The sequence below is a fragment of the Lentibacillus salicampi genome, assembly GCF_004565465.1.
Taxonomy (GTDB): Bacteria; Bacillota; Bacilli; order Bacillales; family Amphibacillaceae; genus Lentibacillus; species Lentibacillus salicampi.
Window position 1 is genome coordinate 36,290 of record NZ_SRHY01000022.1, and the last position, 15,279, is coordinate 51,568.

General features: G+C 44.3%; 20 protein-coding genes and 1 pseudogene. 15 read left to right on the forward strand and 6 right to left on the reverse strand.

What is annotated here, in order from left to right; translation table 11 throughout:
• Positions 1–9 precede the first annotated feature (9 nt).
• Positions 10–1,050: a C45 family autoproteolytic acyltransferase/hydrolase gene (locus E4U82_RS12365; protein WP_135110497.1), complete on the reverse strand. Its 1,041-nt coding sequence runs from the start codon at positions 1,048–1,050 to the stop codon at positions 10–12.
• A 298-nt stretch (positions 1,051–1,348) separates the two neighbouring features.
• On the opposite strand from E4U82_RS12365, the gene E4U82_RS12370 reads away from it, so the two are divergent.
• The 5 genes from E4U82_RS12370 (at position 1,349) to E4U82_RS12385 (ending at position 3,879) form a co-directional block, all read left to right on the forward strand.
• On the forward strand, positions 1,349–1,690 hold the full coding sequence (locus E4U82_RS12370; protein WP_135110498.1) for a nucleoside triphosphate pyrophosphohydrolase: 342 nt from the start codon (positions 1,349–1,351) through the stop codon (positions 1,688–1,690).
• Between the two features lie 36 nt (positions 1,691–1,726).
• A complete protein-coding gene (locus E4U82_RS12375) occupies positions 1,727–2,287 on the forward strand; it encodes a type II toxin-antitoxin system prevent-host-death family antitoxin (protein WP_342447736.1) in 561 nt (186 codons plus the stop codon).
• Positions 2,256–2,447: a Uma2 family endonuclease gene (locus E4U82_RS20535; protein WP_342447737.1), complete on the forward strand. Its 192-nt coding sequence runs from the start codon at positions 2,256–2,258 to the stop codon at positions 2,445–2,447. The genes E4U82_RS12375 and E4U82_RS20535 overlap by 32 nt, the downstream gene beginning before the upstream one ends.
• A gap of 384 nt (positions 2,448–2,831) precedes the next feature.
• On the forward strand, positions 2,832–3,197 hold the full coding sequence (locus E4U82_RS12380; protein ID WP_209300569.1) for a CidA/LrgA family protein: 366 nt from the start codon (positions 2,832–2,834) through the stop codon (positions 3,195–3,197).
• Complete coding sequence (locus E4U82_RS12385; RefSeq protein WP_135110500.1) at positions 3,190–3,879, forward strand: LrgB family protein; 690 nt, start codon at positions 3,190–3,192, stop codon at positions 3,877–3,879. The genes E4U82_RS12380 and E4U82_RS12385 overlap by 8 nt, the downstream gene beginning before the upstream one ends.
• Positions 3,880–4,101: 222 nt before the next feature.
• Here the strand turns inward: E4U82_RS12385 and E4U82_RS12390 are convergent, their stop codons facing one another.
• Entirely contained in the window at positions 4,102–5,229 is a 1,128-nt protein-coding gene (locus tag E4U82_RS12390) for a trans-sulfuration enzyme family protein (protein WP_135110501.1), read from the reverse strand.
• 303 nt (positions 5,230–5,532) lie between these two features.
• On the opposite strand from E4U82_RS12390, the gene E4U82_RS12395 reads away from it, so the two are divergent.
• The 3 genes from E4U82_RS12395 to E4U82_RS12405 all read left to right on the forward strand — a co-directional run bounded on the left by E4U82_RS12395 (position 5,533) and on the right by E4U82_RS12405 (position 8,168).
• On the forward strand, positions 5,533–6,570 hold the full coding sequence (locus E4U82_RS12395; RefSeq protein WP_135110502.1) for a C45 family autoproteolytic acyltransferase/hydrolase: 1,038 nt from the start codon (positions 5,533–5,535) through the stop codon (positions 6,568–6,570).
• Positions 6,571–6,572: 2 nt separating this feature from the next.
• Positions 6,573–7,406, forward strand: coding sequence for a type II pantothenate kinase (gene coaW, locus E4U82_RS12400; protein ID WP_135110503.1), 834 nt, complete (start codon positions 6,573–6,575; stop codon positions 7,404–7,406).
• Between the two features lie 405 nt (positions 7,407–7,811).
• Positions 7,812–8,168, forward strand: coding sequence for a hypothetical protein (locus E4U82_RS12405; RefSeq protein ID WP_135110504.1), 357 nt, complete (start codon positions 7,812–7,814; stop codon positions 8,166–8,168).
• Positions 8,169–8,314: 146 nt separating this feature from the next.
• Here E4U82_RS12405 and E4U82_RS12410 read toward each other — a convergent pair whose 3' ends face one another.
• From E4U82_RS12410 to E4U82_RS12425, 4 genes and pseudogenes are all read right to left on the reverse strand, one after another.
• Positions 8,315–8,956 carry a Fic family protein gene (locus E4U82_RS12410; RefSeq protein ID WP_245183576.1) on the reverse strand — a complete coding sequence of 214 codons (642 nt, stop codon included), beginning with the start codon at positions 8,954–8,956 and terminating at the stop codon, positions 8,315–8,317.
• A 140-nt stretch (positions 8,957–9,096) separates the two neighbouring features.
• Positions 9,097–9,539: pseudogene (locus E4U82_RS12415) on the reverse strand (GNAT family N-acetyltransferase); the annotation flags it as partial.
• Positions 9,540–9,593: 54 nt separating this feature from the next.
• Positions 9,594–10,748, reverse strand: a complete 1,155-nt coding sequence (locus E4U82_RS12420; RefSeq protein ID WP_135110506.1) for a DUF2812 domain-containing protein — start codon at positions 10,746–10,748, stop codon at positions 9,594–9,596.
• Positions 10,748–11,074 carry a PadR family transcriptional regulator gene (locus tag E4U82_RS12425; RefSeq protein ID WP_135110507.1) on the reverse strand — a complete coding sequence of 109 codons (327 nt, stop codon included), beginning with the start codon at positions 11,072–11,074 and terminating at the stop codon, positions 10,748–10,750. The genes E4U82_RS12420 and E4U82_RS12425 overlap by 1 nt, the downstream gene beginning before the upstream one ends.
• A 254-nt stretch (positions 11,075–11,328) precedes the next feature.
• Here E4U82_RS12425 and E4U82_RS12430 point away from each other — a divergent pair, with 254 nt between their 5' ends.
• The 7 genes from E4U82_RS12430 (at position 11,329) to E4U82_RS12460 (ending at position 15,049) form a co-directional block, all read left to right on the forward strand.
• Positions 11,329–11,733, forward strand: coding sequence for an HIT family protein (locus E4U82_RS12430; protein WP_135110508.1), 405 nt, complete (start codon positions 11,329–11,331; stop codon positions 11,731–11,733).
• A 7-nt stretch (positions 11,734–11,740) separates the two neighbouring features.
• Entirely contained in the window at positions 11,741–12,340 is a 600-nt protein-coding gene (locus tag E4U82_RS12435) for a nucleotidyltransferase family protein (protein ID WP_167751404.1), read from the forward strand.
• 166 nt (positions 12,341–12,506) lie between these two features.
• Positions 12,507–12,944 (forward strand): GNAT family N-acetyltransferase, encoded by a 438-nt coding sequence (locus tag E4U82_RS12440; RefSeq protein WP_135110515.1) that lies wholly within the window; start codon positions 12,507–12,509, stop codon positions 12,942–12,944.
• Positions 12,945–13,033: 89 nt separating this feature from the next.
• Positions 13,034–13,615: a protease complex subunit PrcB family protein gene (locus E4U82_RS12445; protein ID WP_135110509.1), complete on the forward strand. Its 582-nt coding sequence runs from the start codon at positions 13,034–13,036 to the stop codon at positions 13,613–13,615.
• A gap of 28 nt (positions 13,616–13,643) precedes the next feature.
• Complete coding sequence (locus E4U82_RS12450; RefSeq protein ID WP_135110510.1) at positions 13,644–14,141, forward strand: GNAT family N-acetyltransferase; 498 nt, start codon at positions 13,644–13,646, stop codon at positions 14,139–14,141.
• 6 nt (positions 14,142–14,147) lie between these two features.
• Positions 14,148–14,666, forward strand: coding sequence for a helix-hairpin-helix domain-containing protein (locus E4U82_RS12455; RefSeq protein ID WP_342447738.1), 519 nt, complete (start codon positions 14,148–14,150; stop codon positions 14,664–14,666).
• Positions 14,651–15,049 (forward strand): VOC family protein, encoded by a 399-nt coding sequence (locus E4U82_RS12460; RefSeq protein WP_135110511.1) that lies wholly within the window; start codon positions 14,651–14,653, stop codon positions 15,047–15,049. Before E4U82_RS12455 ends, E4U82_RS12460 begins: the two co-directional genes overlap by 16 nt.
• The last annotated feature ends 230 nt before the right edge of the window (positions 15,050–15,279 follow it).

The following is a 15,279-nucleotide window of genomic DNA, read 5'->3' on the forward strand; positions in this document are numbered from 1 at the left end:
ATTTTACAGTCAGTCCATATTCGCAATCCCTAAATCGGTATCGATTACACCGTGAATCGGCTCGGCAGCGACAGATTCACCTTTCAGCCAGTCGGCGAACTCAAACTCAACCGGTTCCTGATTGCCACCCAAGGCAAACCACGCCTTCAGGTCTTTTGGAAAATAAGCAGCCGTATGAATCGTGCCAGCCCAGCTTTTATACAGATCGGAAAAGACGCCTTTATCCTTGTCATTCATGAGTCGGAAAGCATCCTGAGCTTTGATCCCGGTATTCGCCTCCTGCTCGATGATTGCCATGCGGCGCTTTGAGTCGTCCAAATGATGGCGGTTTTCATGCTGGAGGAGTTCAAAATGATTTGTGCAAATATTGGATGGCCGCACTTCCACTGATCGTGGCGATGCTTCAATCACATATGTCTGTTCATGCTGGTCCAATACCACATAACTGAACGACCCGCGATGGGGGACTTCTTTCAACAGCTGCATTGCATCATCAACGGTGGCACACGTTTCCAGAATCATCCTTCCGATCATATATGGAATAAACCCATCACCAGGCTTGCGGCGCTGCATGAAGTTATAGCCCATCGCCAGGCCCTTTTCGTTCATGCCGTCCATACGTCCGGTGATCCGTGATGCTGGCCCAATGATGGCATAGCCCTGGTCAGACGGCTGGAAAAGACTGTAGCGCCCGTCATAGGTGAGCGGGTGATAATCATAATTGCGCACCATAAAGTCACCGCCTGTCAAAATGGAGCAGCCGCCCGGTTTTGCATTCACACGGTAATGGCCGAAATCACGCAGTACATCCTCCATCGGCATTTTCAGTGCATCACCGAGCCCCACCAATTCATCCCAAATGCCAGGAGCAAATCGCATAAAGGCATTTTTGGCCTCCTGTTCATCAATTTTGAAACGTGGCTGCCGGATGCGCCAGTTGCCCTGACGGTTATGCAGCACAGCGGAACCCTGCAGCATGAGCCCTTGCTTATAGCCAAAATCATAATGGCTGCCGCGAAATTGAGCGATATCCACATGTATGTTGGTCATGACATTCATCCTTTTTCTCAAACTGATTCCATTTTACGTCAGCTGTCATAAAATTAAAATCATGAGAATTCAGAAAGCCATTGAAAACTTTCTATTTTGACTTAAAATAATAGGGAGAGCATGCGTTTTGAAGAAAGGTTTATCAGGAGCCGGATGAAACAAATGTGTAAAAAGTTTACGTTAATATATTATCAATAAACACCTAAAATCAATTTTTTTAATCGATTTTAGAGCGGGGGGATACTTGTACCACCCTGAAATGTCAATTTGTTGAAGGCTTGGAAAAGGAGAAGAGAAAATGCCAACTTATCATAAACTTGTTCGGGACAAGATTCCGGAAATCATCGAAAGAAATGGGGAGACATGCAAGGTTAAAAGGCTTGATCAATCAACGTATCTCCAGGAATTAAAAACAAAATTAAAAGAAGAAGTACATGAGTATTTACAAGCAGAAAACGATGAATCAGCGGTTGAAGAACTTTCTGATGTTCTGGAAATCATACATGCCTTATCAGCCATTCATGGAAAAGGATTCAGAGCTGTAGAAGCAGCAAGAAAAAAGAAATTTACCGAACGAGGCGGATTTCAGGAAAAGGTTTACCTGATTGAAGTTGATAATGACGAACATAATTTTAGCTAATTAAGGACTGCGCTATTAGCTAAGGATGTGTTTGAAATGCGAGTGCCTTCAACCAAAATGCAAAATAATTTTGGGAAATACTTGAAGTTCGTGGAAGCCGGTGAGGAAATCATTGTAACGAAAAGCGGAAAAGATGCGGCGGAAATCCTGCCTTGTCCTGATACAGAATCTGTCAGAGAAGAGCAGCCGGAATACCGATCTTCGGGTGATTGGGTGACGTATGCGGAATTTCTGGAATTGACGGAGACATCGGAACAGCGATTTGAATTAATTGACGGTGTCATCTACAACCCGGCATCTCCTTCCTATAAGCACCAGCATGCGGTTGGTGAGCTATATGCCGCATTCCATAACTGGTTTAAAGGGAAAAGTTGTGAGCCGCTCACTTCCCCGTTTGATGTAACGTTCGTTAAGGAGGAAAACAACATCAATGTGGTCCAGCCGGATATTCTCGTCATCTGTGACAAGGACCATCTGGATGAGAAAGGCAAATATAAGGGTGCGCCAACGCTTGTGGTGGAAGTCTTATCACCTTCCACAAGAAGTAAGGATATGCTGACAAAGCTTGATTTATATAAAACAGTGCGGTGTCTGTGAATATTGGCTTGTCGACCCAATCAACGAGCAGATTATGATTTACGTGCTGAAGGACAATGACATTGCGGGCACCAAAGTCTATTCAAAAAGTGCCCATCAGACAGTTCGTTCCGTTATATTTGAAGGATTGGAAGCGGATTTGCAGGATGTTTTCGCTTGATTGTTAAAGAACGAAATCGAGCAGGTCACAGCTGACTTATTCGAGACTGCTTGCCTGTAAGGATCGCTTGCGGGATTTGGCATGATTTACGAACAGGGACCTGCCACCTATTCATCAACTGAGCAATTTAAATCACACGATAAATGTTTACAATCAAGGAGTGGCGGCGCCGTATATTTCCTTCGCTTAGGTAGCGTATGATTCATCTTCAGGACTGGCTACTTTACTTGCTGTCCAACCCTTCCCATCCTTCCCGACTTTTTTGTGAAAAAACGCCATTTACTCTGTCCATGTAAATAGTTATATTTCTGTAAATCTGGCATTTTTGCTATACTGGGTAGCATTGAATGACAACAAATGGGGTGACCTTGATTGGTGAATGCTATGAAAACAGGCCTTCATATTGGCGTGTTGTACGGTATATATATAATGGGAACTTGGATTCAGCAATTATTTAATCTATTTATTCCGGGAAGTGTCATCGGTTTGATTCTTCTGTTTATCCTGCTCATGACAGGTATCATTAAGGCTCCCTGGGTGGAGGATGGCGCACGATTTTTTATTAAGCATTTGGCGTTGTTTTTCATTCCTGCAACGGTTGGTGTTATCAATTATCTGGATTTGTTTTCAGGGGGAGGCCTGTTACTCGTATTTATTGGCCTTGTAAGTACCTTAATGGTGATGGTCTCTGCGGGGAGTGTGAGTCAATTACTGATCAAGTCTAAAGAAAGGAGTCATGGGAATGAGTAATCTTATCATTGGCTTAACTGCAGTGATTGGGACGATTATCTGCTATTTCATTGGGCTGAAGATTTACCAGCAATGGCGTTATACGTTTCTGGCTCCGGTTATTATCGCTACATTGATACTCGTTTTGAGTTTGCTCTTCTTTCAGATTCCATATGAGACGTATATGATTGGCGGTGGGTGGATTAACCATCTTCTCGGACCTGCTGTAGTCGCTTTGGCTTATCCTTTGTATGAACATCGGGATACGATGAAACAGCTGACTTTTCCGATTCTGACAGGAACTGTTATCGGTGCAGTAATCGGCATTTCCAGTGGCATTCTGCTAAGCAAATGGTGGGGTGTGAGCGAGGAAGTGATCTATTCGCTTATACCAAAGAATTCAACCACGCCAGTTGCAATGGAAGTGGCATCCGGTATGGGAGGAGTTGAGTCATTGGCTGCTGTGTTTGTCATGATTGCAGGCATTGGCGGTTCCATGCTAAGTTCGTTTGTTCTTAAATTTACCCGTATCTATCATTATACCGGCACCGGAGTCGGTCTCGGAAGTGCGAGCCATGCTATTGGGACCGCCATTGCCATGGAGCGTGATTCGTTCGAGGGTTCGGTGAGTACCATCGCAATGGTAGTGAGTGCGATGGTGGTATCGGTGATTGCTCCATTGTTTGCTGGGTGGTGGGTGTAGGATATTGTGACGCAATAAATCCAGCATGGAGTGAATCTTTAACCCGTACATGGGGGAATAGACTGCGGTGAACGGGATGGAAGCACAAAAGGAATGATTATGTTAAAAGAAGCCGTTCATGTTGCTGTGCCAACAGCGTTTTTTGATGATGAAGGTCCCGCTTGGTGTGTGCAGGCATCCGATTGGGAATTGTAAATAGGGGGAGGAGGGCCCCCTCTCCCCCTATCCCAGTGCCTGCGCTAAATCCTCTTTGAGATCATCCACGTGTTCGAGTCCGATCGACAGCCGCAGGAGATTAGGTGGTGCAGTTGTTGTACTGCCTTCAACGGAAGCACGGTGTTCAATCAAACTGTGTGTTCCACCCAGGCTTGTCGCGCGAATCAGCAGTTGGACCTTTGCCGCAACAGTCATTGCTTCACGCTCGCCACCCTTTACCTGAAACGACAGCATGCCGCCGAATGAATCCATTTGACGTGCTGCAATAGCGTATCCCGGATTGTCAGCAAGACCAGGGTAATGGACGGCTTCGACCTTTGGGTGCTGATTTAAAAAGTCTGCAATAGCTGCTGCATTGGAACAGTGGGTTGCCATACGTGGGGCGAGTGATTGCACGCCTCTTAGTGCAAGCCAACAGTCGAATGGAGAAGGCACAGCTCCCTTTGCATGCTGCCAGGCGCGGAGGTTGGCTAGCATCTGGCTATCGGATTTTGCGATAACTGCGCCAATCATGAGATCACTATGACCGCCAATATATTTCGTCGCGGCATGTATCGAAAAATCAACGCCAAGGGAGAGCGGCCGCTGTAAAATCGGCGTTGCCCACGTATTGTCAACAACGGTATAAGCCCCGGCCTGCTGAACTATCCCGGCAATTGCTGCAATATCAGTAACCTTCACAAGCGGATTCGATGGTGTCTCAATCCATACCAATCCAGTCGGTGCCTTTTTCACCACCTTTTCAACTTGATTAAGATCGGTCATATCAACAACATCAATATCAAAATTGATGCCGATGTCTGTATCTGACAGAAGCGAACGAATCCCGTAATACATATCATTTGGCATAATGACCCGTCGTGGTTTATCGGCAGGAAGTGCTTCAATCACAGACGAGATAGCGGCCATCCCTGAAGCAAACGTGACACAATCATGTCCATCCTCAAGGGATGTAAGGCAATGCTCCAAAGCCTGGCGATTCGGGTTGTTTTCCCGGCTATAGATAAATTCATTTGGATAAGTGCCATCCTCAGCTCTCTCAAATGTGGTTGAGAGATGGATTGGCATGGTCACGGCGCTCGTCGTTCTATCCACTGAACGACCGGCGTGAATGGCTTTCGTTTCAAAACTCATCGATATTCCCCGCTTTCGAAAGTGATTGATAAAATATGTCCGGATAGTGGTGATAACTCCTGACTTAAACAATAACCCCCATGATGCAGTGTGCAACCCTGAAGGCAATTGAACACGGCCGTCAGTGCAATGCGCTGGCGGTCATTTGTTTATGGATAGTATAAGGGATTTTGCAAGAAATGAACACAGTTAAGCATGGCTGATCAAAAATATACTGAATGTTCACTCAGGTAAATGCTATGTGGTATAATGACAATTAGAAAAACAGAATCTTATAGCATATTTTAACAAAGGGGGGCCGGGATGTCTGATTTCAATGTGACTATTTTTCAGTATAGAGGAAATTCGTATCAAACAGGAGTTAAATTAGGTCAGCAGGTGAGGGGCACCCGAATCCCGCGATTGTTCGAAACGATTACCCGCCCGGCAATTGATACGGACAATATGAAGGCGATTTACCAATCATTTGCGCCACATTTGCTGGAGGAATTGGAGGGGCTCACGGACGGATTGAATATTCCATGGGACAAAGCGGCCGCATTATTTGGCGGATACGATGTGCCAAGACCTGCAGCATTGGGCTGTTCGGCCATGCTCACGGATAGTTATTATGTAAGGAATTATGATTTTTCGCCCGATCTTTATGATGGTTACTTCAGCCTGCTGCAGCCGGAAGAGGCCTTTGCGTCTGCGGGGTACAATCTGCAGGTGCTCGGCAGACATGATGGTGTTAATCAGCACGGGCTTGTCGCCGGGCTGCATTTTGTGAGCAACAATGGCTATACGACAGGTTTATCGGCTTGGACGGCCATCCGGATGGTACTGGATACATGTGCAACGGTGTCTGAGGCGATCGATATACTGCGGGAAATACCGCATGCTGCCTGCTATAATTTTTCTGTGGGGGATAAAGATGGTCATGCTGCCGTTGTGGAAGCGAGCCCTGATAAGGTTGAAGTCCGGCGTGCCCCAACGTTATTAACGTGCACGAATCATTTTCAGGAAGAATCCCTTCAATATCAAAACAGGCCTGACCTTACGAACTCTGTTGACCGGCATATCTATATACAATCGATGGGAGAAAAAAAGTTGACCCAAAGGCAAGCGTTTGATCATTTTCATGACAAGGCTTCACCGCTTTTCTATACTGACTATGAGGAGATGTTCGGCACACTGCATACCTTTTCCTACAGTTATGAGGATGCAAGGCTATTGACGGCGATCGCCGGGAGTGATCAAGTGCTGGATATTAATTTTGATGAATGGGTGTCCGGGAAAAATATCGCTAAAAATAAAATGCAGGGAATAATTGCGCAATCTGTAAATTTAAGGGGATTATAATCATGAAGCCAACCAAAATAGGTATCGATGCTGGCGGAACGCTTATAAAAATTTCCTATCTGGAAGAGGAAACAATCCGTTACCGCTCATTTCAGACACAGCACATTGGTGAGGCTGCCTCGTGGGTTAACGATCACTTTAGAAATCCGAAGATATGTTTAACCGGCGGGAAGAGTCAGGTATTTGCCGAAGAACTGGATGTATCTACACATTCCGTGCTCGAATTTGAGGCCACCACACGGGGGATCACCTATCTGGCAGATGAGGATGGGCATTCGCTTGGGAGTCACTTTTTATTTGTAAATATCGGTACAGGGACATCCATGCATTATGTTAAAAATGGCACACAGGAGCGGGTTGGCGGATCCGGTATCGGCGGCGGAACGCTCATGGGGCTCGCGTATCTGACCACTGGCATGACGGATTATGATGAGATTGTGCGACTTGCCGGCATTGGTAATCGGGGAAATGTGGATCTGAAAGTGAAGGATATTTTTGAAGGTGCGGTGCCACCGATTTCCGGAGATTTGACCGCCAGTAACCTCGGAAAAACAGCATTCATGATGCAGAATCCTCCAACACAACAGGATACACTGGCATCTATTATCGGTTTGATCGGTGAAGTGATTGTCACGATCAGCAGTCAGATGGCGGCCCATTATAATGCCGATTCAATCGTCTATGTCGGTTCATCATTCCGTGACAATCCGATCATAAGGGAGATTATTGAAACATATGCCTGGATGATTGGGAAAAAGCCGGTATTTTTGCAGCATGGTGACTATAGCGGTGCGGTTGGTGCGCTCCTGGCTGTTGATGAGGGTGTGATTGAATGAGAGACCGTGAACACGCCAATGGCAACCGTTTTGGGCAGTACTTGACATCAAAATTATTACGAATCCCTGGGCCTGTACGTTTTGTTCTCGTGTGGACAGGGTTGGTGCTGCTTTTTTATTTTGTTAACCAAGCTATATGGTTTTAAAGCAGCTTGATCAGTTTAAACTAATCTACTGGCCGGAAATTGATCCGTACGCTTTGGATCATTCCCGTCAGTTTTCTCATCTTAATGGCTATCTTCATAACGGTATCTTTCTCGTGGTGGTTGAAAGAGACGCTTATTGTGATTTTGAATCTCATGGCACTCCTGCAAATTTGGTATAATTATTTTAAGTGGAAACGGGAAGAGAATTGAAAGGCCACATTCCAACATAATATAGCTAAAAGGCAGGTGTTAAAGTAATATGACATTGGAGGGCAGCAGTGCTTCAGCTATTATCATTTTTATTTTAGTCATTTTGATAGCATTGGCCGTCAGCCTGCTTTACGGCTGGAAAGCAATTGAGGCGACCGGATGGTTTGGCTCGCAGGTTTTTATATCAAGTGTTATGAATCTATTTCTGTGTGCATGTGCGCTGTTCGGTTGGTTCCTTTATGCTCTAAGTATTGATGAGGCGGTCTTCTTTGGCGGATTGGTTCTGGGACTTAGCTTGTTTGTTGCCGGTGAAGCCGCTTTGATCGCCACATTGTACTATAGACGGAAGAAGCTGGTGGATGCGAGTCATACCCGAGCAGATAGCCCTGTTTCAGAACAGGAGTGACACAGTACGCTTTATTATTGATAGGCGAACCTCTATCTGTATGTAAATTGGGCGCTAATCCTTATCGGGGAAGGAGCGCCCGTTTGAAATTTGCTTGTCAACAGCATTTCCGCATGATAATCCGCACAATTACCCAGGGGGATTTGTCAGTTGACAGCCTTTAAATACAAGTCCAAAGAATCCTCTGCTTCCGTTGCAACTAATTGAATAAAATCATGATATGCCTTTTGGGTATGGGCTTTATCCAGCGCTTTGTAATAAGTCAATCGGTTTTCAACTTTGATGACAACAGGGGGGAAGCCTTCTTTCATAAGTTCCAAATTTAATAATAAGCGTGATACATAGCCATTGCCGTCAATAAATGGATGGATCCCGACAAAAATAGCGTGCAGTATGGCGCCGCGGGTGATCGGATGCAGCTCTTCCGCCTCATGTTCATGCCATTTTATGAGCTGTTCCATTTGTTCCTGGATAAAAAGCGGGGCTGGCGGTGTATGCTCTGCACCTGAAATAAAGACTTGCTGGTCGCGGTAAACACCTGCATATTCATCATTAATTTCTTTTAGTACCAAGCGATGTATGTTTTTAATTTGCCATTCTGAGAGTGTCTCGCGGTTTTTTACGATTTTTTCTGCATACATAATGGCATCACGGTGGTTAATGACCTCCAAGTGTTCGCGCATCGTTTTCCCGCCGACGGTAATGCTTTCCAGTACGACTTTTGTTTCATTCAGGGTTAATGTATTCCCTTCTATAGCATTGGAATTATAGGTCCATTCAAGCAGCAATTTTTCACGGAGACTCTTCAATGTATACGTTGGCAGTGGCCGGTGTGCGTCTAAATGCGCTTTTTTTGATTGATTTGGTCAAACAATTCTGTCACCTCCAGGGAATACTTTTACATATTTTCAACGGTAATATGTCTCACTCACAGCGGGTATTCTTCCTGTAACATCTCCATAAGTATGATATTGTGCCATTGCCCGTTTCTGTACAGACACTCCCGGCTTCTGCCCTCTTCCTGATAGCCCAGTTTTTTGTATAAATGGAGGGCTTTTTCATTAAACGAAAACACCCGTAACGATAGGCGATGCAGATTCAGTTCCCGGAATGCATAACTTAATAGGATCTGAAGTGCTTCCGTGCCGTAGCCCTGCCCCTAATAGTCTTTCTCGCCGATATCAATCACACATTCGGCGTTCCGGTTTTAAAATTGATGTGTATCAAGGACGTTATGCCGATTGGAATTTGCTGTGCTTTTCCAACAATGATATAGCTTTTGGATGAAGTCCCGTTCATCAGAACATTTTCCACAAAACGCTTTGTATCCTCATATGAATATAAGTCCAGTGATGGGCTGGTCGAAAACATGGTGATGTCTCCTTATAATGTTACTGACTTATACTGTTTCTACCAAATGGAACTTCACTTATTTTTGTGTCGATGTTTCATCCGCCGATAGTAAAAACCTGATTTCATCAGCAGCCAGCCGTCTTCAATAATGACGATCCCAAACAAGATGATAATCGTCCAATCGAGTGTATCCATTCCACGCGTTTGTGCGAGATTAATATTCATGACAATCAAACCGATGTACATAACGATGATCGGGCCAAATATCGCAAAATTAGTCAGAGCAATCCTTCTGCCATGTTTCAGCATGTGCTCACTGTCACTATACAACTGTGGCGGTTCTTCATCGTCTTGATATTCTTTCGCCCAGATGGCCCATTTGGTTTGAAAAGAACCACTTGTGTACATCAGTAGCCATCCTGCTTCTTTGTGTATATCAAAGTAATGTTGGTGCCGGGTATTCTGGAAATCTACGCAATAGCTAACGTTTCGTGGTGTGCCCTGCACAAAGTGGAATTTAAGCCCAGCCGTGCTGATGCGCATCAGATTATAACCAGCTTGTTCCATTTCTTCGAGCCATTGTTCCAGCTTATCCGGCTCATAATTCCAGCCGAATTTCCATTTTGTTATGATGCTGCCGGTTTTGCTGGCGGGAAGCATCTCAAAATCAGTTGCTTTCGAAAAATCGGAAAGTTGTTTGACAGATTGATGGAGTTTGAATGCCGAATATGGCACGAATGTCCACATTAGAATCCAGGCGGTAATTGTTAGGATCCAAAAAGGGCTTCCAACGACTTTGAAACTACCACCCTCGCTGGATAAGAGAATGGATCCGGTTATAAAAAGAAAAATAATAAACGTAAAGAGATGATAAAGAAAGATACCGCCGAATACATTTCTCAAGATGTAATTCCGCTTGATGATACCATCTCGAACCGGAAATGCACTGATACCACTTGCAGGATCTTGATTACGTAAGATATTCCATTTACGACGCTGATAAACATACTCCCAGCCGCTATCCTCTATAGATACAGGAACTTCGGCGGTCTTGTCATATTGAATACGAAATGTCGCTTCGTTAGGTTCCCCTTTTTCAAAAAAGAATTGCCGTGTAAATATATTTAGTTCCGCAAAATGCCAACCCTTTGCTGCCATGGAAGTGAGCCAGTTTTCAGTTTTGGTAATATCATAACTCCAAAAGGGCTTGAACTGTTTCAGAATCATTAAAATTCCCCCTCAAATCGTAAGGCGTTCTCATGGAGTTCTTTAAGCCGATCAATTTCTATCTTTATGATGTTTCTGCCCGGATCGGTAATTTCATAAATCTTTTTGCGCTTTTCATCGGCAAAGACCGTGATAAGACCGTCCCGTTGCATTTTCGTCAGTGTGCCATAAACCGTCCCGGAACCCAATCGGATCCTGCCTTTTGTCAGGTGTTCAACATGCTTAATAATCCCGTATCCGTGACGGGGTTCAGTCAGCGAAAGTAGGATATAAAATGCGGTTTCGGTCATTGGAATGTATGATCTCATCAATTTTGTCTGTTTCATTAATCTCATCCTTTATTATGTCACACCATGACTATATCATGGCGCGACACATATAACAATACTTATTTGTATTCACTTATAAAACTTGTTTGGTTCCATTATGATAACGGATCATTACCAAAAGTCGAAACTGCAAATCAATTCTGTTTGTATTATAATGACAGAAAGGAAATGACGGTCGGGGGCTCATCATCATGACCGATAACAATAGCTGATGAGTGATTGCGGTTAACCAGTTGGCAGGGAGAAGTTTTATGGAAAGAGATTGTGTTTTTTGTTATCCGGAAATGGAATCAGAACAGGAAATCGTGTTAAGCAATGACTACTGTATGTTTTTGCAGCTGAAACAGGCAAGGGTGAAAGGCGGGCAGCTGGCGGGTGCCGGTCTGATTGTCCCGAAAGCACACCAGGAAACGGTTTTTGATTTAACCCCTGAGGAATGGCGTGCCACATACACAATTCTTCAGGATGTGAAACAATATATCGATGAAACTTTTCATCCCGATGGCTATAATGTTGGCTGGAATTGCGGCGAAGTTGGCGGTCAGCATATTCACCACGCGCATTTACACGTGTTGCCAAGGTACGAGGATGAGCCGCTTGCCGGAAAAGGTATTCGGTATATGTTTAAAGGCATGGGGAACCGGCGGAAGGGTTGAAGAACAGATGAAAAATAGATTAACCGTGAACCTTCAAAACGAAACAGACGTACTCGAACTGGTTAAACAGGATCAATGGATGATGGATGTCTTGAAATCGGTTGCTATGTTAAAACTCCCGGATTGGTGGATTTGCGCCGGTTTTGTCCGTTCGAAAATATGGGATACATTGCATGATTTCACCCGGCGCACGCCACTTCCGGATGTCGATGTGATTTATTTCGATGAAACGAATTTAAATGCGTCAGTGGAGAAAAAATTGGAGAAGGAGCTAAGCAGTTTGCTTCCGGATGTTCCGTGGTCAGTCAAAAATGAAGCAAGAATGCACCTCCGAAATGATCTGCCGCCCTATACGTCTTCTGTCGATGCGATATCTAAATTCCCGGAAACCGCTACAGCACTGGGGGTAAGGCTTGATGAAACGGGCCAGCTGATTTTAGCTGCACCCCATGGAATAAGTGATGCGATTCATCTGCGGATAATGCCGACACCTTATTTCAGGGAGAACAAAGATCGTGCGCGTGTTTATGAAGATCGGATTAAGACAAAGGATTGGCAATCTATATGGTATAAGTTGGACGTCTGTCACATTCAAAACGGCAGTTAAGGCGATGTTATTGAGTGAAATCAAAGATGTTATTTTTAAACAATGATCTTCTCCAAACGGGAATAGCTGACCACCCTTTGAACTTTGAAGAAAAGTACTTAGATTCAGGAAAATTCAGCTCTGAAACTATAAGGAGAGACAGAAAGTGACGGTTACATTAGAAAAAATGAATTCAATTGAATATCAGCAATACTTGAGTTATGCTATTAAAAACTTTGCAAATGAGCAGGTTAAGTCTGGCAATTGGAAACAAGAAGAGGCAATCAGTAAGGCAACGGAGGAACATGAAAAGTTATTGCCTGAAGGAGAAAAAACTGAACACAATTATCTATTTACAGTTCGTGATGGAGATCAAAATGTGGGGATGATTTGGCTGGCACAAAGAACGAATGAAAAAGGGTTTATTTATGACATTAACATTTGGGAAGGCAACCAGGGTAACGGTTATGGTAAGCAAGCAATGAAAGAGATTGAAATGATAGCTAAAAAAATAGGTTTCGAAACTATAGGGCTTCACGTCTTCGGTCACAACCAAGCAGCAAGAGGCTTATATGAAAAAATGGGATATTCCGAAACAAATATTAAAATGGAAAAAGCCTTATAAGTTATGAACGGATCACATTTCAGTTCCCTTTTAAAGGATTCACGGGATTCAGCTGGAAATCGTAATATAGCTGAGAGGGGTATCCACTGATGGAACGGCATGTTTTATTCAATGTCCTACTAATGATTTTGCTAACTCTATCATTAACTGGCTGTGGTTCAGGAACAACGGAGGGTGAGACAATGAGTGAAGAAGGACCAATTGCAAGAGAAAAAACGGAGCTCTCATTCAGGACAATCGAAGCGGATGACGCGCCTGAAAGAGTACAAAAGTGGATTGAAAAGAATCGGAATGAGGAAACGAAAAAGGTTTTTCATGCTGATGGGAAAACTTATGTTGTTATCATGCTCGGCCAAAAGTCTACCGGTGGCTATGCTGTAAAAATTGATGAGATGCAGCTTGAGAAAATTGTTTCGCCGGCGTCCAAGGCGGGCGAGGGAACGGTGAACGTGACATATAAGGTCGTTGAGCCGCAAAAAGGCAGCGTCAACATCCAAGTGCTTACCTATCCGATGGCGATTGCTGAAATCGACGGCGTGCGCAATTATACATTTCAGTTTTCACAACAAGCCAAAGGAGACGGGCTGAAAAAGAGCCAGAATCAATCAGATGGGGAGAGTGAAGGTGTTCAGCCTGAAGAGTTGACGAGCGAAGGGAAAATTACAGAATAGAAGACAGCAGATGTATGGGGAGGCAAACATGAACATCAGACCAATTGAAACAAGTGATGCAGAAGTGTTTTTAGAATTAAACAAACGAATCGATGAATCCGGATTCATGCTGCACGAGCCCGGTGAACGAAACTTAACCGCCGAACAGCAAAGACAGGCCATCGAAAGGATTTCCTCAGAAGAACGGTCTGTCTTTTTTGTAGCGGAAACGGACCGGCAGCTCGCCGGCTTCATCGCAGCATTCGGCGGCAAGATGAGACGCAACCGGCATTCGGCTTATCTTGCCCTGGGTGTTCATGACGCGTTTCAGGGACAGGGCATTGCAACGAAACTGATGAACACGGTGCTTGAATGGGCAGGTCGTATTGGCATCACCAGACTGGAACTGACCGTCATTAAAGCTAATGTCAAAGCCGTGAAGCTCTATCAGAAAATGGGTTTTCAAATTGAAGGCGAAAAGGTGCATTCGCTGATGATCGACGGGGAGCCTGCGAATGAGTATTATATGTATAAACTGCTGCGGTGAATAATTATGAAAGTGGTGGTTGAATTGTCTAAAAATCCGAAACTGCCATTAACACCAGAAGAAAAAGCGCATTTGCGAAAAGCTAAAATCAGATTAAGTGACATCCATGAACTTGAAACGCCGGAATTGACCCGTGTTTTAGAGACATCAGGGAGTCGTGCCAGGCAAATCAGGGCTTTAGCCGCGTTTCAGCAGATTCCCTCAATCGGATATAAATTTGCTGATACGCTTGTCGATAATCTCGGGTTTTATAGTCTCGAGGAATTAAAAGGTAAAGATGGCGCTGTATTACTGGATCAGCTTGAGCATGATCTGGGGTATTGGGTTGATCCGTGCGTCGAGGATCAGATCAGATGTGTCATCCATCATGTGGATCATTCCGGCTCCACGAAACAATGGCTTGATTTTACGGAGGAGCGAAAGGCATACGTGCAGCGAACGGTTATCCGGCATCGAGGCCGGAAATCGCATGGTATAGCAAAGTATAGTAATGGGAGAGGGGATAAAAATTGCCGAAGGGACTGATTCATCACATAGAGCTATATGTTTCCGATTTAACTGCTACAGCAAACTTTTGGGGTTGGTTTTTAGAGGAATTGGGATATCATTTGTTTCAGGAATGGGATAATGGCTGCAGCTGGAAACTGGGTGAAACGTACATTGTTTTCGTACAGGCAGAGGAACGATTTCTTGACCTTCCATACCACAGACGCCGTGTGGGACTTAACCACCTTGCATTTCACGCTGAGTCAAAGAAGCATGTTGATGATATAACAGCAATGCTGGAGCTAAAAGAGGTACACATACTTTATACCGACAGGCATCCATATGCTGGTGGTAACGATCAATATGCTGTTTACTTTGAAGATCCAGATAGAATAAAGGTTGAACTGGTAGCACCTAAATGAATTATGTAGTCATAAAGGGGAGATAACCAAAGGAGATGGAAAAGAATGAGGCAGATGCTAAACCGTATGAAGTAACTGCCCCGTAAGAAGAAAGAAATTAAAAAGCATTCCTGTATATAAAGAAATTTGAGGATAAGTGGGGCTAGAATCGGTTGTACAAAAATAGAGCCCTCTTGGTACGATAGAGAGTGTCATTGCAATGACCTCGAATTTAAGTACCAAGGAGGACT